Genomic DNA, 21,070 nt, shown 5'->3' with positions numbered 1-21,070 from the left:
ATGACTGAATCAACCTATCGCATCCAGGGTGCAACCGGCGAGTGGGAGGTCGTGATCGGCCTGGAAGTCCATGCGCAGGTGACGTCGAACGCCAAGCTGTTTTCGGGCGCGGCCACCGCGTTCGGCGCGGAGCCCAATACCCAGGTCAGCCTGGTCGACGCGGCCATGCCCGGCATGCTGCCCGTGCCGAACATGGAGTGCATCCGTCAGGCGGTGCGCACCGGCATGGCGATCGACGCGCAGATCAACAAATGGTCGCGGTTCGACCGGAAGAATTATTTCTACGCCGATCTGCCGCAGGGCTACCAGATCAGCCAGCTTTACCACCCGATCGTGGGTGAGGGGCAGATCGAGATCGTGCTGGACGAGAAGAACCCGGACGCCAGCAAGAAGGTGATCGGCGTCGAGCGTATCCATGTCGAGCAGGATGCCGGCAAGCTGATGCACGACCAGCACCCCACGAGCAGCTATGTCGACCTCAACCGGTCGGGCGTGGCGCTGATGGAAATCGTGTCGAAGCCGGACATGCGTTCGCCTGCCGAAGCAGGGGCTTATCTCTCGAAGCTGCGGACGATCCTGCGCTATGTCGGGTCGTGCGACGGCAATATGGATCAGGGATCGATGCGCGCCGACGTGAACGTCTCCGTACGTCGTCCTGGCGAGGAATTCGGTACGCGGACCGAGACGAAGAACGTCAATTCGGTGCGCTTCGTCATGGCCGTGGTCGAGCATGAAGCGAGCCGTCAGGTCGACGTGCTGGAGGCCGGTGGCAAGATCGTGCAGGAAACCCGCCTCTACGATCCGGACCGGAACGAGACGCGCTCGATGCGGTCGAAGGAAGATGCGCACGACTATCGCTATTTCCCCGATCCCGACCTGTTGCCGCTGGAACTGGACGACGCCTTCCTGGAGGCATGCCGCCAGTCGCTGCCGGAACTGCCCGACGCCAAGCTGCGTCGCTATGCGCAGGATCTGGGCCTGAGCGCCTATAATGCCGCGACTTTGACCGCCGACGCCGACACGGCCCGCTGGTTCGAGGCGCTGCTGGCCGAAGCCGCGCGTATCCAGAAGAAGAGCGAGGGCGACGTCGCCAAGGCTTCGGCCAACTGGCTGCTGTCGGAACTTTATGGTGCGCTCAACCGCATTGGCAAGTCGTTGGAAGACAGCCCGGTAAGCCCCGAGGAAGGGGCCGAATTGCTGGCGCTGGTGGCCGATGGCACGATCAGCGGGACGATCGCCAAGCAGGTGTTCGAGATCATGCTGGAAACCGGCGAGAAGCCGGGCAAGATCGTCGAGGACAAGGGCCTGAAGCAGACGTCCGATACCGGCGCGATCGAGGCGGCGGTGGCCGACGTGCTGGCGAAGAATGGCGACAAGGTCGAGCAGTATCGCGGCGGCAAGGAAGCGCTGTTCGGCTTCTTCGTCGGCCAGACGATGAAGGCGATGCAGGGCAAGGCCAATCCGCAGGTCGTCAACGAAATGGTGAAGAAGGCGCTGTCGGCTTAAAAAGCCTCGCCTCTGGACGCAGAAAAAGGGAGCGGTTCGATGGAGCCGCTCCCTTTTTCGTTGCGATAAAAGCCGTTCCCCGGCCTTCGCAGGGGAACGGCATAGGCCTAATGCAATAAGGGGCGCCGCCGGGGGGACCAGCGACGCCCCTCTTTTATGCCCGGCGCCCTTGGGGAGGGAATGTTGCCGGAGCGGAAGGGACGGACCGGGAGGGTCTGTGGGGTTTGGCCCGTCCTTTCATCTTCAAGACGTCACAGGACGAAGTTCACCGTCGCCCTAAATGAGATGGCGACGTGATTTTGTTGCTCCTCCGCGCCAAATTCACCACCGACGCGGAAGGTGTCGGTGCCGCCATAGAGACGGGCGCGGCCGGTCCAGCCATTGGTGCGGTCTTCCGATACCAGGGTGAAGCGATCGCCGCCCTTGAAGTAGGCGGTGGTGTCGCCCAGCGACCCGCCCATGATCTGGCGACGGCCGCCTTCCAGTTCGACGCGGACCCAGCCATCTTCCTTGTTCAGGCTGCCAAAGTCGTAGCCGGCCGTGACGGTGCCATTGGCGGTCAGTTCGTCGCTGGTGCGGCCCAGCACGGTCAGGTTGAACGCATCGCCGCCGCCGGTTTCGCTATAGCCGTCTTCCTTGAGCCGGTAATAGTCGATGCCGACCGCCGGACGCAGGCTGAAGCGGCCCATGTCGATCTGGTAGGCGGCGCCGGCCGTCGCGGACATGAGCGTGCCGTTCCACTTGCCATCGGCGGTGCGGGTGACGTCGCCACTTTCGAAATGGCGGGTCCCATCGAACTTGATGCGCGCGGCCGACAGGCGGGCGAAGCTGAGCAGCGGACCCCATTGGCCGCGCCAGTGCGCCGCCAGTTCGAACTGGTCGGAATCGACGGCGTTGTTCGCCCCGCCGCTGTCGCTGCCATGGATATAGGCGAAGGAGCCACCGAATGCGCCGATATCGCTCAGATATTCCAGGCCACCACCGGCACCCCAGCCGGTAATGTCGTAGGATGCGGTGCTGCCTACGCTCTTGGCGCTGCCGAACGCGACCTGTTGCAGCCAGAAGCCGAGGCGCCCGTCCTTCGTGCGGTAGATGCCGTTGGGGTCGGACAATATGCGGGCGGTGGCGCGCGATCCCGACGTGACGGCTTCGAAGGTGCCGCCGGCATGATCGGGCAACATCTGGCGCAGATTGCCCGTCAGGGTCGATCCGTCGGTGACCGCCAGATAGGCGGCGGCGACGGCGGCATCCTTGTCCAGTGCGTTGAAGATCGCCGAATAGGCGCTGGCGGTCGATCCGCTCAGGCCCAGTTCCGACACGCTCTTGGCCGCGATGGAAAGGGTGACGGTGCCGGCGCTGTTGTCGCCGGTGACGCTGCTCTTGAACATATAGGGCAGGAGGGCGGCGCTGGTGAGAGTCGGCGATCCGCTGAGCGATCCCGCCCGCACGATGACATAGTTGCCCACCGATCCGCCGACCTGGGTCAGGTTGACCTTGACCTGCGATCCGCTGGCGAAGCTGGCCGCGCCGGCCACGTCATAGACGGTGCTGGCGCCGGTCGCGCCGTTGATGGTGATGCCCAGCGTGGAGGTGCCGCTGGCCGACAGGGACGCGAGCGCGACCGAGCCGGTGTTGCTGGCGGTGAGCGTGCCACCGTTCAACGCCACGGCGACATTGCCGCTGTTGCTGATCGCGCCGGTCAGCGACGATGTGCCACCCAGCGTCAGCGTACCTGCGCCGCCGCCGAAATCGACATTGCCCGCCACCTTCGACGTGCCCGCCAGGGACAGGCTGTTGGTGCCGGTACCAAAGGCGATGTTGCCGGTCAGGCTGGATGCTCCCGACAGGACGATGCTGTCATTGCCGGCGCCCAGGCTGAGGTTGCCGGCGATGGCGCCGGCCGACACGGTCAGCACGTCATTGCCCGACCCCAGGCGAATGTCGCCGACGATGCTGGGCATGGTGGTGGCGGTGGCGGACGCCGCCGCCTGCGTCAGGGTGACACCGCTGCTGTTGGCGCTGAGGTCAATCGCGACGTTGGAGCCGCTCTTGCCGCCGGTCGCGCTGATCTTGCCCGTGTTGGACAGGCTGGACACGCTACCGGATGAATCGAGGATCGCGATGGCGCTGCCCTTTTCGGTGCTGCCGGCCGCTGCCGCCACGCTGCCGCTGACGACGATCGACCCCACGGTCGCACCGGAGTCGATCACCAGGCCGCGCGCGACGGTGCCATCCTTCGTCGATCCGCTGGCGGCTACCGAACCGCCGACCTCGATCGTGCCGGCGCTCGCGCCGGATCCGACGCGCAGCGCCGTGGCGTTGCTGTCGTAGGAAACTGCCGCGATCGTGCCCGTGACCTGTACCCCCTTGGCGATCGACACGGCGCCGCCCAGACCCCCGATGACCAGGCCGTTGGCATCGACGCCATCATAGACGCCATAGCCGGCGATGCCGCCGTTGACGATCAGGCCATAGCCGGTGTTGCCAGCCGCGACCGCGCCGATCGTGGTGGCGCGGTCGGCCGCGCCGATCTGTACCGCTGCGGCCTTGCCATAGGTGATGACGGCGGCGCTGCCTTCCGTTGCATCGGTCAGGCCGTCGCCATCGACGTCGGGCTTGGTGCTGTCCAGCGTGGGCGGTATGTCGAAGATGATGCCGCCGGTCACATTGCCGGCGATGACCAGCGCTGAGCCGCCCTGGAGCAGGTCGTCCGCATCCAGCTTGGTCACGTCGCTGGGGCGGCTGGTGCTGCGATAGCCGGTGCTGGTGATCGTGCCCTGAATCTTGACCGCGCCGGTGACGTCGCCCAGCAATGCCGCGCCGATGCTGTTGGCGCCCACGGCCGAGGTCGAGCCGCGCAGCGTGACGTTGCCGGTGACGCCGTTGGCGACCACGCCATAGCTGTTGTCGCCGATGACGCTGGTGGTGCCGCTGGTCGACAGGTTGCCGGTCAGCGCGCCGTCCAATCGGATGCCGGCGGACTGGTTGCCCTCGATCGTGATGGTGCCGCTATGGTCGATATTGCCGACATGGGCGGCGCCGGACTGAACCCAGATGCCGTTCTTGCCCGACCCCTTGGCGAACGGGCCGTCGATATCGCCGTCGCTGTCCGTGTCGGTCGCGGTATAATCTTCGGTCAGCGTGATGGTGCCGGTGTTGGCGATGGCGCCGCTGGTGCCGGGGGCGACCAGGATGCCGGTGACGTTGTTTGCGTCGTTGATGGTGATGGTGCCGGCGTTCGACACCTTGTTGTTGCTGTCGACCGTGACGGCGGCGCCGCTGGTCAGCTTGATCGAGCCGGCTGAACTGATGGTGATGTCGTCAGCCGCACCGTTGGCCACGGTGGAGGTCTTGACGGCAGCGGTGGTGGCGGTGGCGATCGTCGTTTCAGCCGCCGCATCGGCCACGGTAAGGGCCGCCAGCACGGGCGCGATCGCCGTGCAGGCCAGTAGATGTCGCATGATGTCTCCTCTGCGTGTCGCGCTGTATCAAGTGCGCGCGTCCGCATGGGACGTCGCCGGGCCGTGGCTTCCGTCAGTCGATGCGATGAATAGTTGTTCAGAAAGCGAAATCGAGGCCGATGCGCACGGTGCGGGGTCGCAGCGGGGTATAATAATCAGTGCGCAGGTCGAATGGCGTGCCGAGCGAGAAGCGGTTGCCGTTGCTATCCAGCAGGTTGGTGAGCGAGAGCGAATATTGCACGGCCCCACGGGTCAGGCCGGCGGACAGGCTGGTATCGACATAGTCGCCCTGCGTCTGGCCCAATATCGGCCCGACGCCCAGGCGCGACTTGCCGACATAGCGGGCCGAGCCGGACAGGTTGAAGCGCATGTCGTCGCCGATGGTCGTGCGATAATCGAACGCCAGCCGCCCGCTCACATTGGCGACATTGGGCAGGCTGAGCGAGCGCCCTTCATAGGATAGCATGCGCACGAAATCGGTCGGCTGGGTCAGGCGACTGTCATTATAGATGACGCTGCCGTCGAGCGTGAGTTGCCGCAGCGGTCGCACGACGACGCGCCCTTCGACCGTGTAGATGCGCCCGTCGCCGATATTGGCGGTGGTGGGCAGGCCGATCCGGTCGGTGACGTCGGCCTGGATATTGCGCCAGTCGGTATAGGCGATGTTGGCGCTGGCGGCGAAGACGTCGCGGCCCGGCACACCCTTGCGCGCGCCGACCTCCACGGTGGACGCGCGATCATTCTGGTAACGGCGCACCCGTTGGTCATCCACTGCCAGCCCGCCGGGGCGGAAGCCCTGCTGGAAACGGGCATAGAGGGTGAGGCCGGGGATGGCGTCGGTCAGCAGCGAAGCGGACGGCAGGAAGATCGTTTCGCTGCGGTCGGCCTGCGCCTCCGCCCGTGCCAGTTCGCTGAAGGACAAAGCGGCCACAGGATCGAGCGCCTCGCCCGACAGGCGGCTGTTGGTCAGGCGGCCGCCGACGGTCGCGATCAGCCCCTTGACCGGTTCGAAGGAGGCTTCGCCGAACATGGTCGCTTCCTTGACCATATTTTGCACGCCCGTCGCCGCCGCCGCCATGCCCCGGCCGTACATGGGGACGCCGGGAATGATGGCGGGCTGGACTTCGGCCGTGCCGAAGGAGGTGAGCGAGCGATGGAGGTCGGACGTGCTTTGCAGATAGGAGGCGCCCAATATCCAACCCAGCCCATTGTCGAGGTCGCGCACCAGCCGGTTTTCGGTCGAGAAGATATCGACCCGGTTGCGCTGGCGGAACAAGGCGGGCGGGCCATTGGGCTGGGTCGCGTCGTAGCTTTCGGCCAATATGTGGCGGACATAGCCGGTGGAGGAGACGAAGCGCAGGCTGTCCCACTGTTTTTCGATCCGCAGATTGGTCAGCAGATAGTCGGAATAATAGGGCTGGGCGACGGCGGAGGCGCGTTGCAGTCGGCCGACCGACCGGCTGGCATATTGGGCGTCGTCGCCGTCGATATGCTGGTAGACGCCGTTCAGGTCGATGATCCAGCCGTCACCGGGGGCGAAGCGCAGCGCGGCGCGGCCGCCATAGGTACGCATCCGATTGACGTCGTCCTTGCCGCGATTGACGTCGTCGATATAGCCGCCGTCCTGCACGCCATAGCCCACGACGCGCAGCGCCAGCTTCTCCAAGACGATGGGGATGTTGAGCGTGGCGGACAGGTCGCCGCCCGGATCGCCATGCTGGGTCGCGGACAGGCCGGCCGACATCTGCCCGCCATATTCGGCAAGGTTGGGGGCGTTGGGCATCAGGCGGATGATACCGCCCAGCGACCCGGCGCCGTACAACGTGCCCTGCGGCCCTTCCAGCACCTCGACCCGGCCGACGTCGTAGAGTTTGAGGTCGGGGTCGGGCGCGGCATAGTTCAGCCGCATGTCGCCCAGATATTGGCCGGTGGTCGCCTGGGTCGGACCGGCAACGCCCGAATCCGCGATGGCGCGGATGAATAGCTTGTTGCGGCCGGCGCCGGCATGGGTGGAACTGAGGCTCGCCACCCGAGCCAGCAAGGTGGCGGTCCCGCCCGATGCTTCGCCCGACGTGAACAGGCTGCTGTCCAGCGCTTCGACCATGCCGGCGTAGCGGGGAAGCGGCGTGTCGCGCTTGGAAGCGGTGACGATGATTTCGGCGGGCGGCTGATCGGCCAGCGGGGCGGCCTGGACCGGCGCGGGGGCGGCCGATGGCGGGGGCGGGGATTTGGCGCGGACGATGCGCCAGCCATTGGCGCCGATGCGTTGTGCTTTCGCGCCGCTGCCCTTGAGCAGTTGGCGTAACGCGGATTCCGCGTTCATCCGGCCCTGAATAGCGGGGGTGCGCAGGCTGGCGAGCGACTGGTCCGACATGCCGATGCCGGCGCCGGTCTGACGGCCGAGCGCTATCGCCGCGTCCCCGAGCCTTCCGGGGGCGATGCTGATATCCTGTCTGTCCGCCCCTAGAGCGGGCGTTGCTGTCGCTGCGGCGATCGCGAAGAGGGGCGTGGTGACGATCAGAAGGTCAGTTCTGCGGCCCATTTCCCTCCTTCAACAGCCATGCGTCCCCCTGACGCACGGCAGACAAGCCCATCAACGGCGCGGCCTGCGCAAAGAAGCGCTCAGGGTCGCGGTCCAGCGGCAGCGTGCCGGTAAAGCGCATCGCCTGCACCTGCGGCGTGAACTGCACGGTCAGGCCCAGCGAGCGGGCGGCGTCTTCGGCCACCTGCGTGACGGGCGCGTTGCTGTAGACCAGTTGCCCCTGACGCCAGCTGGCGACGGCGGCGGGCGCGATGTCCATGACGCGCAGGCCCTGCGCATCGTCGGCCAGCGCGCGGCCGGCGGGCAGGGCGATCGCTTCGGCCTGCGGATTGTAGATCACCTTGCCTTCCGACACGCCGATGCGGGTCGCGGCGTTGGTGTGCACGATGTTGAAGACGGTGCCGGCATCTTCGAACACCGCGTCGCCCACGGTCACGCGGAAGGGATTGGCGGCATCATGGCGCACGGTGAAGGCGGCCTCGCCCGCGTCCAGCGCGGCGAAGCGGGCATCCTTGCGATCGAAGCGCATGGTGGTGCCGCCGTTCAGCTCTACCTTCGTGCCGTCGTCCAGCGCGATGAGGCGGGTTTCGCCGGGCCGGGTGGTGACGCTGTAGATATCGCTGCGGTTTGCGACACCGAAAGAGACAGCTGCAACAAGGGCTGCCGCGACCGCGCCGCCGCCGATCCAGCGCAGCGGACGACGCGCGCGGACACCCGGATCGTTGGCGGCGATGGGTGGCATGGCGACGGGTTCGGGCGGCACGAGGCTGTCCAACTCGCTGTCCGCCAGCATCAGCGCGTCATAGGCGGACGCATGCGCAGGGTCCGCCTCCAGCCATGCGGTGAAGCCGTCCCAGTCGCTAAATGCCGGATCGCGGGTTTGGATGACCCAACCCAGCGCCTCCTCGTTGATCATGGCTTCAGCCCCGTTCATTTTTTGCCCCTTGCGAGACAGGACGCCGCCGACCCGCTCATTCCGTATCCATTTTCTGCTTGAGCGTCAGCATGGCCCGATAGGCCTTTTGCAGATCCTTCTCCACCGTGGTCAGGCTGACGCCCAGCTCATCGGCAATGACCCGCTGGCCCACCCCCTCGATCCGAAAGCGGCGGAACACCAGTTCGACGCGCGGGCCAAGATCGCGCAGCACGGCGCGCGCCTCGTTCAACTGCTCGTTCAGGACCATGCGATCGTCGACGGCGATATCTTCGTTCGGGTCGGCCATCACGCCGCCCGCACCCTCGGCCCAATCCTGTTCGCGCCGTTCGCGCCGCGTGGCGGACCGATAGCGGTCCAGCATCAGATTGTTCGCCATGCGATACAGATAGGGCAGCGGATCGGAAACCGGGCCAAGATCCTTGGCCTCCAGCTTCATCCACATATCCTGCAACAGATCTTCGGCATCGTCCCCCGCGCCGCGCGCGCGCAGGAAACGCAGCAGGGCGGGGCGGTTGGCCATGAAGATAGCGGAGAGGCCGGTGGCCATGCCTGTGGTGGTCCAGTTATGCTGTTCTGGCGCGTTGCCATAGAGGGGCGGGTGGGGTCTTGGCAACGGCCAAGCTGTTTACGCGCCCGGCCCGCTGCGTTAGCGGGGAGGGGGCGACACGGGAATGGCAGGCGGCATGGTGGACGGAATCGACGGCAAGGCGGCTTCGGCGGCGGGGATGGACCCGGATCGACTGGGCGCGCTGGTCGACCATCTGGATCGCACCTATCTGGCCAGCGGCAAGCTGCCCCATATGCAGTTGCTGTTGTCGCGCGATGAGCAGGTGCTGCTGTCGGTGGTGCGGGGGCAGGCGCGGGCGAGCGGAGAGCCGTTGCAGGCGGACGCGCTCTATCGCATCGCGTCGATGACCAAGCCGATCACCTCCGTCGCCTTCATGATGCTGTTGGAGGCGGGCAAGGTCGCGCTGGATACGCCGGTGGCCAATATCATCCCCGAATTTGCCGATCTGCGCGTGGGGCAGGCCAACCGGGCCAAGCCTAAACGACCGATGTTGATGATCGACCTGCTGCGCCATACGTCCGGCCTGACCTATGGCTTGCAACGCCAGACGGCGATCGACGCGCGCTATCGCAAGCTGGGCCTGGACGAATTTCAGCAGCCGCGGACGTCCGACCGGTTCATCGCCGATCTGGCCACGCTGCCGCTGGAATTTTCGCCGGGCGACAAGTGGAATTATTCGGTGTCCACCGATGTGCTGGGCGTGGTGGTGGAGCGGCTGAGCGGGCTGAATCTGGAGACGTTCTTCCGTACGAACATCCTCGATCCGCTGGGCATGGTCGACACGACCTTCATGCTGCCGGACGAGAAGGCGCACCGCATGACCGACGCCTGGCGACTGGACGAGGGCGGCAGCATCAGCGTGGCCGATCTCGGCGCGCGCAGCGGCTGGCGTCGAACCGGGCGTTTCCTGTCGGGCGGCGGCGGGCTGGTGTCTTCGGTGGCGGACTATCATCGCTTCGCGCGCATGCTGCTGCGCGGCGGGGAACTGGATGGCGTGCGGCTGCTGACGACGGAGACGGTCGATCAGATGCGCAGCAACCAGTTGCCGGGCGGCGGCGACCTGTCCAGTATGTCCAGCGCGATGTTCAGCGAGGCGGATTATCAGGGCGTCGGCTTCGGGCTGGGTTTCGCCATGGGCCTCCAAACCCACGAATATTATTGGGGCGGCGTCTTTTCGACCTATTTCTGGATCGACCCGGTCGAGCGGTTGATCGGCCTGTTCATGACCCAGCATCTGCCGTCCGGCACCTATCCGGTGCGGGCGCAGTTGCGCGCCGGGGTGGCGGACGCGATCATGACGCGACACACGGCCTGAACGGATCGAAATCCGGTGCGGTAAGTTATTGCTGCACCGCAAAAATGGCATGGCGTGGCGCGGAACGCTGTGCCATCATCCGCGGTGACTCATCAGGGGGATTGCGCGATGACTCTCAAGGGCCAGACGAAACTTCCCAAGCCTGCACCCCGTCAGGTCGATCCGGAAGTCCTGGCGCATGAGATTGTCGAGCGGCTGACCTATCGCATCGGCAAGAATGCCGCCGCCGCCAAGCCGCACGATTGGCTGCATGCGGTGATCCTGGCCATTCGCGACCGCGTGATCGACGCCTGGATCACCTCCACCCAGAAAACCTATGAGGAAGAAGGGCGGCGGGTCTATTATCTGAGCCTGGAATTCCTGATCGGCCGGTTGATGCGCGATGCCGCGTCCAACATGGAAATGCTGGACGATATGCAGGCGGCGCTGGCGTCACTGGGCGTGGATATCGACATCATCGCCGCGCTGGAGCCGGATGCGGCGCTGGGCAATGGCGGTCTGGGTCGGCTGGCCGCCTGCTTCATGGAGAGCATGGCGACGGTGGACGTGCCGGCCTATGGCTATGGCATCCGATACGTCAACGGCATGTTTCGGCAGGAAATCAGCGACGGCTGGCAGGTCGAATTGCCCGAAAACTGGCTGGCGCACGGCAATCCGTGGGAATTCGAACGGCGCGAGGCGAGTTACGAAATCGGCTTCAGCGGCCGTGTCGATCCGGCCGAGGGTGAGGATGCCGGGCCGCACCAGATGCGCTGGCGGCCGGCCGAACGCGTGATCGCAACCCCCTATGACACGCCGATCGCGGGCTGGCGCGGCAAGCGGATCAATACGTTGCGCCTGTGGGAAGCGCAGCCGATCGACCCGATCCTGCTCGACAAGTTTAATGCGGGCGATCACATCGGTGCGCTGTCCGAAAGCAACCGGGCCGAGGCGCTGACGCGGGTGCTCTATCCCGCCGACTCGTCGCCCGCCGGGCAGGAGTTGCGGTTGCGGCAGGAATATTTCTTCTCCTCCGCATCGTTGCAGGACATCGTTCGGCGGCACATCCAATACTTCGGCAGCATCGAAACGCTGGCGGACAAGGCGGCGATCCAGCTGAACGACACCCATCCGGCAGTCGCGGTGGCGGAATTGATGCGCATATTGCTGGACGATCATGGGATCGATTTCGGCGCGGCGTGGGACATCACCCGGCGGACCTTCAGCTACACCAATCACACGCTGCTGCCCGAGGCGCTGGAAAGCTGGCCGGTGCCTCTGTTCGAGCGGTTGCTGCCCCGGCACATGCAGATCGTCTATGCGATCAACAGCAAATTGCTGGGTGAAGCGCGCCGCCTTAAAAAAGAGGATGGGTCCGGCCATTTTGACGATGGCGCGATCGGCGCGATTTCGCTGATCGACGAAGGTGGCGAGCGGCGCGTGCGGATGGGCAATCTGGCCTTTGCCGGTTCGCATAGCGTCAATGGCGTGTCGGCGCTGCACACCGACCTGATGAAGGTGACGGTCTTTGCCGACCTGCACACACTCTATCCCACGCGGATCAACAACAAGACCAATGGCGTCACCTTCCGCCGCTGGTTGATGCAGTGCAATCCGGGGCTGACCGGCCTGATCCGCGAGGTGATCGGCGACAAGTTTCTGGACGATGCGGAGGCGCTCCGCGATCTGAACGCTTTTGCCGACGACAGCGGCTTTCAGGAGAAATTCCTGGCCGTCAAAACCGCAAACAAGGTGGAGCTGGCGAACCTGCTGCGCAAGCGGATCAATGCGCGGATCGACCCGGCGGCTTTGTTCGACATCCAGATCAAGCGCATCCACGAATATAAGCGGCAGTTGCTCAATATCGTGGAGGCGGTGTCGCTCTACGACCAGATCCGGTCGCACCCGGAAAAGGATTGGGTGCCGCGCGTGAAGCTGTTCGGGGGCAAGGCGGCGCCCAGCTATCATAATGCCAAGCTGATCATCAAACTGGCGGGTGACGTCGCTCGCGCGGTCAATCATGATCCGGCGGTACAGGGCCTGCTGAAGCTCCAATTCGTGCCCAATTACAATGTGTCCATGGCGGAAGTGATGATCCCGGCCGCCGACCTGTCCGAACAGATTTCGACGGCGGGCATGGAAGCGTCCGGCACCGGGAACATGAAGTTCGCGGTCAACGGCGCGCTGACCATCGGCACGCTGGATGGCGCCAATGTCGAAATGCGCGACCATGTGGGGGATGATAATATCATCATCTTCGGCCTGACCGCGCAGGAAGTGAACGAGCGGCGCGCGCAGGGCTATGTGCCACGCGACGTCATCGGCCAGAGCCGGGAATTGGGACAGGCGCTGGATGCCATTGCCAGCGGCGTCTTTTCCCCCGACGATCCGGATCGGTACAAGGGGCTGGTGCAGGGCATTTACGACCATGACTGGTTCATGCTCGCGGCCGATTTCGACAGCTATTCCGCCGCGCAGCGCCGCGTCGATACTTTATGGTCGGATCAGGCGTTGTGGGCGAAGAAGGCGATCCATAATGTCGCACGGATGGGATGGTTCTCATCCGACCGCACGATCCGCGAATATGCGGCCGACATCTGGAAGATCGCACCATGATGAGGATGAAGGGATAGGATGGCGTTGAAGCCCGAACAGATCGACCGATTGATCAACGGGCTGGACGACGATCCCTTCGCCACGCTTGGCGTCCATCCGGTGGAAAAGGGCTTCACCGCCTGCGTTCTGTTACCCGAGGCAGTAGGCGTGGAGGCGCAGACGCTGGACGGCAAGAGCGTGGGTATGCTGGAGCAGGTCCATGGCGACGGGCTGTTTTTCGGCAAGGTCGCAGTCAAAAAGCGTCAGCCGCTCCGCTATGTCGCGACCTATGGCGATGGCGGCAGCTATGCGCTGGTCGACCCTTATGGGTTCGGGCCGGTGCTGGGGCCGATGGACGATCATTATCTGGCCGAAGGATCGCATGGCCGGCTGTTCGACAAGCTGGGCGCGCATGTCATCACCCATGAAGGCGTGACCGGCGCGCATTTCGCGGTCTGGGCACCCAATGCTTTGCGGGTGTCGGTGGTCGGCGACTTCAACCGATGGGATGGGCGGCGCTCGCTGATGCGCCACCGCGCGGATGCGGGCCTGTGGGAGATTTTCCTGCCCGAGGTCGGTCCGGGCAGCGCCTATAAATATGAGATTGTCGGCGCGGACGGCGTGCTGTTGCCGCTCAAGGCCGACCCCTTCGCCTTTGCGGCGGAGTTGCGCCCGTCCACGGCCTCCATCGTCGCGGCGCCGGCGGACCATATATGGGGCGACGACCGCCATCGCGATCATTGGCGCACGGCCGACGCGCGGCGCCAGCCAATATCGATCTACGAAGTCCATGCCGGGTCATGGCAGCGGAACGAGCAGGGCGATTTTCTGAGCTGGGATCAACTGGCCGATCGGTTGATCCCCTATGTGGCGGGGATGGGCTTTACCCATATCGAATTTCTGCCGATCAGCGAATTTCCCTATGATCCCAGCTGGGGGTATCAGACGCTGGGCCTGTATGCGCCGACCGCGCGCTTTGGCGATCCCGATGGGTTCGCGCGTTTCGTCGATGGCGCACATCGGGCAGGGATCGGCATTCTGCTCGACTGGGTGCCGGCCCATTTTCCGACCGATGAACATGGGTTGGCCCATTTCGACGGCACCGCGCTGTACGAACATGCCGATCCGCGCAAGGGTTTCCACCCCGACTGGAACACGGCCATCTATAATTTCGGTCGGCGCGAAGTGGCGCAATATCTGGTCAACAATGCGCTGTTCTGGGCCGAACGCTATCATGTCGATGGCCTGCGGGTCGATGCCGTCGCCTCGATGCTCTATCTCGACTATTCGCGCGCGCCGGGCGAATGGATACCCAACGACCATGGTGGCCGGGAAAATGTGGAGGCGGTCGCCTTCCTCCAGCAGATGAACAAGGCGCTCTATGGCGCGCATCCCGGCATCATGACCATTGCCGAGGAATCGACCAGTTGGCCCGGCGTGTCACAGCCTGTGGATACCGGCGGGCTGGGCTTCGGGTTCAAATGGAATATGGGCTTCATGCACGACACGCTGCGCTATTTGCAGCGTGATGCCGTGCATCGCGCCCATCATCATGACGACATCACCTTCGGCCTGCTCTACGCCTTTACCGAGAATTTCGTGCTGGCATTGAGCCATGACGAGGTGGTGCATGGCAAGGCGTCCATGCTGCACAAGATGGCCGGCGACGACTGGCAGAAGTTCGCGACGCTGCGGGCCTATTATGCCTTCATGTGGGGCTATCCCGGCAAGAAGCTGCTGTTCATGGGGCAGGAATTCGCCCAGCGCAGCGAATGGAGCGAGGATCGCGCGCTCGACTGGGATCTGCTGGACCATGGGCCGCATCTGGGCGTGCAGCGGCTGGTGGGCGATCTCAATCATCTCTACCGATCCCGCCCGGCGCTGCATGCGCGCGATTGCGAGGCGGAGGGGTTCGAATGGGTGCTGGTGGATGGCGCGGCGGACTCCGTCTTCGCCTGGCAACGGCGCGCGCCGGGTGTCCGGCCGATCGTCATCATCAGCCATTTTACCCCAGTGCTGCGCCATGGCTATCGGATGCGTCTGCCGTCCGGCGGATTGTGGCGCGAGATATTGAACAGTGACGCGGCGGATTATGGCGGCAGTGGCGCGGGCAATATGGGGCAGGTGGAAGCCGATGAGGAAGGATGGGCGAACATCACCATCCCGCCCTTCGCAACCTTGATGCTGGAACTGGATTATTGAACACCGACGGCGCGTGCAGGCAGTCGCGGGCAGGATGAGGAGAGGCCCTATGCAGAGCAAATATCAGCCGATCGCGCGTGACGCCATGGCCTATGTCCTGGCCGGTGGTCGCGGCAGTCGGCTGGCGGAACTGACCGACCGACGCGCCAAGCCGGCCGTGCATTTCGGCGGCAAGGCACGGATCATCGACTTTGCCCTGTCCAATGCGCTCAACAGCGGCATCCGCCGCATCGGGGTCGCGACGCAATATAAGGCCCATTCGCTGATCCGCCATTTGCAACGCGGCTGGAACTTCCTGCGCCCCGAACGCAATGAGAGTTTCGATATATTGCCCGCCAGCCAGCGCATATCGGAAAGCCAGTGGTATGAGGGTACAGCCGACGCCGTGTACCAGAATATCGACATTATCGAGGCTTATGCGCCCGAATATATGGTCATCCTGGCTGGCGATCATGTCTACAAGATGGACTATGAGCTGATGCTCCAGCAGCATGTCGACAGTGGCGCGGATGTCACCGTCGGCTGCCTGGAAGTACCGCGCATGGAGGCGGTGGGTTTCGGCGTGATGCATGTCGATGAAGCGGACGTCATCACCGCCTTCATCGAAAAGCCCAAGAACCCGCCCGGCATTCCGGGACAGCCGGACATGGCGCTGGCGTCGATGGGCATCTATGTCTTCCGCACTCGCTTTCTGATCGAGCAATTGCGGCGCGACGCCGACGATCCGGCCAGCAAGCGCGATTTCGGTGGCGACATCATCCCCCATATCGTCAAGCATGGAAAAGCGGTGGCGCATCGCTTTTCCAGCAGTTGCGTGCGGGCCGAAAGCGAACTGGTCCCCTATTGGCGCGACGTCGGCACGATCGACGCCTATTGGCAGGCGAGCATCGACCTGACCGATGTGGTGCCCAGCCTCGACCTCTACGACCGCAGCTGGCCGCTCTGGACCTATTCGGAAGTCACGCCACCGGCCAAGTTCGTGCATAATGAGGATGGCCGGCGCGGGTCGGCCACATCCTCGCTGGTGGCGGGCGGGTGCATCGTATCCGGCTCCTCGCTGGATCGCAGCCTGCTTTTTTCGGGCGTGCGGACGCATAGTTTTTCGTCGGTGACGGATAGCGTCATCATGCCCGGTTGCGAGATCGGGCGCGGGGCGCGGCTGCACAAATGCGTGGTGGATTCGGGAATACTCATCCCGCCCGGCCTGATCATCGGGGAAGATCCGGTATTCGATGCGCAGCGTTTCCGCAGGACCGAAAGCGGGATCTGCCTGGTGACGCAGGCCATGATCGACCGGCTGGCGGCCTGAGCGACGCCATGACGATCAAGCTGCTGTCGGTTGCATCCGAAATCTACCCCCTCATCAAGACCGGCGGACTGGCCGATGTCGTCGGCGCGCTGCCTGGGGCGCTGGCGGGGCAGGGGTTAGCCGTGCGAACATTGGTGCCCGGTTACCCGGCGGTCATGGCGAAGCTGGGCAAGACAAAGATCGTGCATCGCTACCCCGACCTGTTCGGCGCGGCGGCCAGCCTGCTGGCGGCACAGGTCGAGGGGCTGGACCTGCTGGTGCTGGATGCGCCCGGCTTCTTCGCGCGGGAGGGCGGTCCTTATGGCGATCATGGCGGCTATGACTGGCCCGACAATTGGCGGCGCTTCGCGGCGCTCTCGCGTGCGGGAGCGGACGTAGCGGAGGGCGTGTTGAAGGGCTGGCGGCCCGATGCCGTCCATGCCCATGACTGGCAGGCGGCGATGACGGCGGCCTATATGCGCTTCGGCCCGGCCGCCCATGTGCCCAAGCTGGTGACGATCCACAATCTCGCCTTTCAGGGGCGGTTCGCGGCGGACATCTTTCCGCACCTTGGCCTGCCACCCGAAGCCTGGGGCGTCGATGGCGTCGAATATTATGGCGGCACCGGCTTTCTGAAGGCGGGGCTGGTGTCGGCCGATGCGATCACCACGGTCAGCCCCAGTTACGCGCAGGAAATCCGGTCGCCGGTCCATGGCATGGGGCTGGACGGCCTGATCAACGGGCGGGTCGACCGCCTGCATGGCATATTGAACGGCGTCGATACCGATATCTGGAATCCGGTGGCCGACGCGCTGATCCCCAAAGCCTATGGCGCGCGGGCGCTCGGAAAGCGGGCGGCCAATCGCCATGCGCTGGAGGACCGGTTCGGGTTGGATCATGACGGCGCGCCGCTCTGCATCATCGTCAGCCGCCTGACCTGGCAGAAGGGCATGGACCTGATGATCGACGCGGCCGAGCATCTGGTCGCGCTGGGCGGGAAGCTCGCCGTGCTGGGATCGGGCGACCATGTGCTGGAAGGCGCGTTGCTGGGCGCGGCGGATCGGCATCGCGGGCGGATCGGGGTGCAGATCGGCTATGATGAACCGCTGTCGCATTTGATGCAGGCGGGCGGCGACGCGATCCTGATCCCGTCGCGGTTCGAACCGTGCGGCCTGACTCAGCTTTATGCGCTGCGCTATGGCTGCGTGCCGGTGGTGGCGCGGGTCGGCGGGTTGGCCGATACGGTGATCGACGCCAATGAGGCGGCATTAGGCGCGGGCGCGGCGACCGGGATCGTCTTCGCGCCGGACGATGCGGCGGCGCTGCATGGGGCGATCAATCGGCTGGCGACGCTGCATGCCGACAAGCCGTTATGGGAGGCGATGCAGCGTGCGGGCATGCGCGCCGACTTCAGCTGGACGCAGAGTGCCGCGCGCTATGCCGATCTCTACCGATCGCTGATCGCGGAGGCGGTGTGACATTGGGACCGGTGATCGGCGCGGACGGCACCCGCTTTTCGGTCTGGTCGCCCGATGCGGCGCAGCTGTGGCTATGCCTGTTCGATGATGCGGACCGGGAAGTGCGATTGCCGATGCTGCGCGATGCCGATGGCTTCTGGCATGGCGAGGCGGCGGGCGTGGGAGAGGGCGCGCGATACGGGCTGCGCGCCGATGGCCCTTATGATCCAGGCGCAGGCCTGTGGTTCGATCCCGACAAGCTGCTGCTCGATCCCTATGCGCAGGCGATCGACCGGGCGTTCGTCTATGACGCCGCTCTCGCCGCGCCGCGTGGGGAAGGCGGCGATACCGCGCCATTGATGCCCAAGGGCGTGGTGACGGCGGGGTTGCCCACGGTTGCGCCCGAACCGCCGCGCTTTACGCCGGGCGGGCTGATCTACGAAGTGCAGGTGCGCGGCTTTACCATGTTGCACCCGGACGTGCCGGAGGCGCAGCGGGGCACGATCGCCGCGCTCGCCCATCCGGCGGTGATCGCGCATCTGCAAAAGCTGCATGTGTCAGCGATCGAGCTAATGCCGATCAACGCCTGGATCGACGAGCGCCATCTGGGGCCGCTGGGGCTGACCAACGCCTGGGGCTATAATCCGGTCAGCTATTTTGCCGTCGACCCGCGATTGGCGCCCGGCGGCATGGCGGAGTTGCGGGAGACTGTGGCGGCGCTGCATGAGGCGGGCATCGGCGTCATCCTGGACATGGTCTATAATCATGATGGGGAAAGCGACGCGCAGGGGCCGACTTTGTCACTGCGCGGACTGGATGCGCAGGGCTATTTCCGGCACGCGGCCGATGGCAGCCTGATCAACGATACCGGAACGGGTAACAGCATCGCCTGCAATGCGCCGATCGCGCGGCGGTTGATTCTCGATTCGTTGCGGCATTTCGTGACTCAGGCCGGCGTCGATGGCTTCCGCTTCGACCTTGGCCCGGCGCTGGGGCGGATGGTGGATGGGTTCGATCCAAACTCGCCCTTGTTGCAGGAGATGCGTGCCGATCCGGTGCTGGCGGACCGGGTGATGATCGCCGAGCCATGGGATATTGGCCCTGGCGGTTATCAACTGGGGCAATTTGGTGAGGGCTGGCTGGAATGGAACGACCGCTATCGTGACGATATGCGGCGTTTCTGGCGTGGCGATGCGGGGACGCTGGGTGCGGTGGCCACGCGGCTGGCGGGATCGTCGGATATTTTCGGTGGCGGGCGGACCCGGAGCGTCAATTTCCTCGCCGCACATGATGGCTTCACGCTGGCCGATCTGACGGCCTATGCGCAGCGGCATAATGAAGCCAATGGCGAACAGAATCGCGATGGCCATGGTGAGAATTTCAGCTGGAATAATGGCGTCGAAGGACTGAGCGACGACCCTGCGGTCGAGGCGGCGCGGCGGCGGGATCGGGAGGCGCTGCTGTCCACCCTGTTCGCGTCGCGCGGCACGATCATGCTGACCGCCGGCGACGAGTTCGGGCGCAGCCAGCAGGGCAATAATAACGCCTATGCGCAGGATGGAGTAATCGGCTGGATCGACTGGGTGGGCCGTGATCGGGCGCTGGAGGCGCAGAGTTTTGCGCTGGCGGCGATCCGGGCGGAGGCGGCGGATTTGACGGCCGTAGACTTGCTGTCCGACGCCGATGTGGAATGGCTGGACGAGGACGGGCAGGGATTGACGGTCGCCCAGTGGGAAGATCCGGGCCGCCGCCGGCTGGCGATGCGCTATCGGGCAAGCGGGCTGGCCATCTGCGTCAATGGCGCGGACGAGCCATGCCGGTTTCATTTGCCCGAAGGCGATGTGGCGGTGGATGCGCGATCGGTGCGGATTAGCCGACCGGAACGCTGAACAGGTCGGGCCGCCGCAGCCGCAACGCCATCAGCGTGATCGCGAGCTTGCCATCGCCGATCTTCTTGTCGGCAAACAGCGTCCATAGCTCATCGAGCGGCAGTTCGTGGACGCTGATATGCTCCTGCTCTTCATCCAGACCGCCGCCCGCCGCGATCCTGTCTTCGGCGCGATATTCTGCGAGGAAATAGTCGATCTTCTCGGTCACGACGGTGGGGATGCTCCAGATCTGGCCGAGATGGGTCAGTTCGCCCAGGCGCACACCTGCTTCTTCCAGCGCCTCGCGCCGGGCGCAGTCGTCCGGTTCATCTTCCAATATGCCGGCGATCGGCTCCAGGAAATCGGGGAGGCCCGCCAGCATGACCGGCGTACGCGGCATGGATACGACCAGCGCGACGCGGCGATCGGGATCATAGGGGAGGACTACGACGGCGCGGCGCATTTCGACGACATGGCGTTCGAAATGCTCACCATTGGGCGCGCGCATCGCGACCAGCAGAAGGTGGAGCCATCCCTTATACAGGGAGCGCGTCGAAATTATGCTGGTCATCGGGCGTTCTCCGGTTCCGTCCGCTTTTAACGCAGCGACGGCGAGACGCCAATGACAGGGGATGGTGAGTCCAACTGGGTTCGAACCAGTGACCTACTGATTAAAAGTCAGTTGCTCTACCGACTGAGCTATGGACCCCCTAAGCGGTGGAGGTCGCCCTAAAGGCGACGGGCCGGATGGTCAACCTTGGCGTGCGGCTTTTTTCAGGCGGGCATGCAGATGGCGGACGGAATGACCCGATTTCGGGTCGCGCCAGTCGGGTGCGACACATAGCAACGGGGTCAGGACGAAGTCGCGGGCATGCCAGGCGGGATGCGGAATGGTGAGCGTGCGACTGGCCCACGGGCCGCCCGACCACAGGATGATGTCGATATCGACGCTGCGCGCCCCCCAGCGGCGATAGCGGCGGCGGCCTAGCTGGTTTTCGATGCTCTGAAGGAAGACGAGCATGGCGGGCGGGGGCAGGGCGCTCTCGACCAGCAATGCGCCATTGGCAAAGCGGCGCGTCGATGGGCCGAGCGGTGGCGTGGAGAAAGTGGGGGACAGGCGCAGTATGCGGGCCTGTTCGCCGATCAGCGCTGTGGCGGCCTGGAGCAGGCGCGCGGGGGTCAGGCTGGCGGATAGCGGCTGGTTCGATCCCAGCGCGAGTGCGTAGATATGGGAACTGACATCCGCCATTGTCCGGTAACCCGGAATTTCAATCCGTTCGCTTCGAGCGAAGTCGAGAGGCGGCCAGCGCTGTGCATGGTTTCTCGGCTGCGCTCGAAACGAACGGATGTAG

The 21,070-nt window shown here is 64.8% G+C and carries 13 protein-coding genes and 1 tRNA gene; 7 read left to right on the top strand and 7 right to left on the bottom strand.

Features of this window, described 5'->3' with window-relative positions; translation table 11 throughout:
• Positions 1 to 1,506 (top strand): Asp-tRNA(Asn)/Glu-tRNA(Gln) amidotransferase subunit GatB, encoded by a 1,506-nt coding sequence (gene gatB / locus F4U94_RS09915; RefSeq protein WP_120249711.1) that lies wholly within the window; start codon positions 1 to 3, stop codon positions 1,504 to 1,506.
• A gap of 251 nt (positions 1,507 to 1,757) precedes the next feature.
• On the opposite strand, the gene F4U94_RS09910 is transcribed toward gatB, so the two are convergent.
• From F4U94_RS09910 to F4U94_RS09895, 4 genes are all read right to left on the bottom strand, one after another.
• Positions 1,758 to 4,967 carry an autotransporter domain-containing protein gene (locus F4U94_RS09910; protein WP_120249712.1) on the bottom strand — a complete coding sequence of 1,070 codons (3,210 nt, stop codon included), beginning with the start codon at positions 4,965 to 4,967 and terminating at the stop codon, positions 1,758 to 1,760.
• 97 nt (positions 4,968 to 5,064) lie between these two features.
• Positions 5,065 to 7,509: a TonB-dependent receptor gene (locus F4U94_RS09905; protein ID WP_120249713.1), complete on the bottom strand. Its 2,445-nt coding sequence runs from the start codon at positions 7,507 to 7,509 to the stop codon at positions 5,065 to 5,067.
• The gene (locus tag F4U94_RS09900; RefSeq protein ID WP_120249714.1) at positions 7,493 to 8,425 is read right to left on the bottom strand and encodes a FecR family protein; all 933 of its coding nucleotides are present in this window, start codon (positions 8,423 to 8,425) and stop codon (positions 7,493 to 7,495) included. The genes F4U94_RS09905 and F4U94_RS09900 overlap by 17 nt, the downstream gene beginning before the upstream one ends.
• A 55-nt stretch (positions 8,426 to 8,480) precedes the next feature.
• Positions 8,481 to 8,993, bottom strand: a complete 513-nt coding sequence (locus F4U94_RS09895; protein ID WP_120249715.1) for an RNA polymerase sigma factor — start codon at positions 8,991 to 8,993, stop codon at positions 8,481 to 8,483.
• A gap of 136 nt (positions 8,994 to 9,129) precedes the next feature.
• Between F4U94_RS09895 and F4U94_RS09890 the strand changes: the two genes are divergently transcribed.
• The 6 genes from F4U94_RS09890 (at position 9,130) to glgX (ending at position 19,739) form a co-directional block, all read left to right on the top strand.
• The gene (locus F4U94_RS09890; RefSeq protein ID WP_120251989.1) at positions 9,130 to 10,329 is read left to right on the top strand and encodes a serine hydrolase domain-containing protein; all 1,200 of its coding nucleotides are present in this window, start codon (positions 9,130 to 9,132) and stop codon (positions 10,327 to 10,329) included.
• A 108-nt stretch (positions 10,330 to 10,437) separates the two neighbouring features.
• Positions 10,438 to 12,924, top strand: a complete 2,487-nt coding sequence (locus F4U94_RS09885) for a glycogen/starch/alpha-glucan phosphorylase (RefSeq protein ID WP_150411899.1) — start codon at positions 10,438 to 10,440, stop codon at positions 12,922 to 12,924.
• Between the two features lie 18 nt (positions 12,925 to 12,942).
• Complete coding sequence (gene glgB / locus F4U94_RS09880; protein WP_150411898.1) at positions 12,943 to 15,105, top strand: 1,4-alpha-glucan branching protein GlgB; 2,163 nt, start codon at positions 12,943 to 12,945, stop codon at positions 15,103 to 15,105.
• Positions 15,106 to 15,154: 49 nt separating this feature from the next.
• Entirely contained in the window at positions 15,155 to 16,414 is a 1,260-nt protein-coding gene (glgC, locus tag F4U94_RS09875; protein WP_120249717.1) for a glucose-1-phosphate adenylyltransferase, read from the top strand.
• An 8-nt stretch (positions 16,415 to 16,422) separates the two neighbouring features.
• Positions 16,423 to 17,871 carry a glycogen synthase GlgA gene (glgA, locus tag F4U94_RS09870; RefSeq protein WP_120249718.1) on the top strand — a complete coding sequence of 483 codons (1,449 nt, stop codon included), beginning with the start codon at positions 16,423 to 16,425 and terminating at the stop codon, positions 17,869 to 17,871.
• Positions 17,868 to 19,739 (top strand): glycogen debranching protein GlgX, encoded by a 1,872-nt coding sequence (glgX, locus tag F4U94_RS09865; RefSeq protein ID WP_232015859.1) that lies wholly within the window; start codon positions 17,868 to 17,870, stop codon positions 19,737 to 19,739. Before glgA ends, glgX begins: the two co-directional genes overlap by 4 nt.
• Here glgX and F4U94_RS09860 read toward each other — a convergent pair.
• The 3 genes from F4U94_RS09860 to folK all read right to left on the bottom strand — a co-directional run bounded on the left by F4U94_RS09860 (position 19,720) and on the right by folK (position 20,967).
• Positions 19,720 to 20,289, bottom strand: a complete 570-nt coding sequence (locus F4U94_RS09860; RefSeq protein ID WP_120249719.1) for an NUDIX domain-containing protein — start codon at positions 20,287 to 20,289, stop codon at positions 19,720 to 19,722. The genes glgX and F4U94_RS09860 overlap by 20 nt on opposite strands.
• Before the next feature lie 62 nt (positions 20,290 to 20,351).
• Positions 20,352 to 20,427 (bottom strand) — tRNA-Lys (locus tag F4U94_RS09855).
• A gap of 42 nt (positions 20,428 to 20,469) precedes the next feature.
• Entirely contained in the window at positions 20,470 to 20,967 is a 498-nt protein-coding gene (folK, locus tag F4U94_RS09850) for a 2-amino-4-hydroxy-6-hydroxymethyldihydropteridine diphosphokinase (RefSeq protein ID WP_120249720.1), read from the bottom strand.
• Between the last annotated feature and the right edge of the window lie 103 nt (positions 20,968 to 21,070).

It is taken from the genome of Sphingobium limneticum, from assembly GCF_008710155.1.
Lineage (GTDB): Bacteria > Pseudomonadota > Alphaproteobacteria > Sphingomonadales > Sphingomonadaceae > Sphingobium > Sphingobium limneticum.
This window is presented reverse-complemented; position numbering and strand designations above follow the sequence as displayed.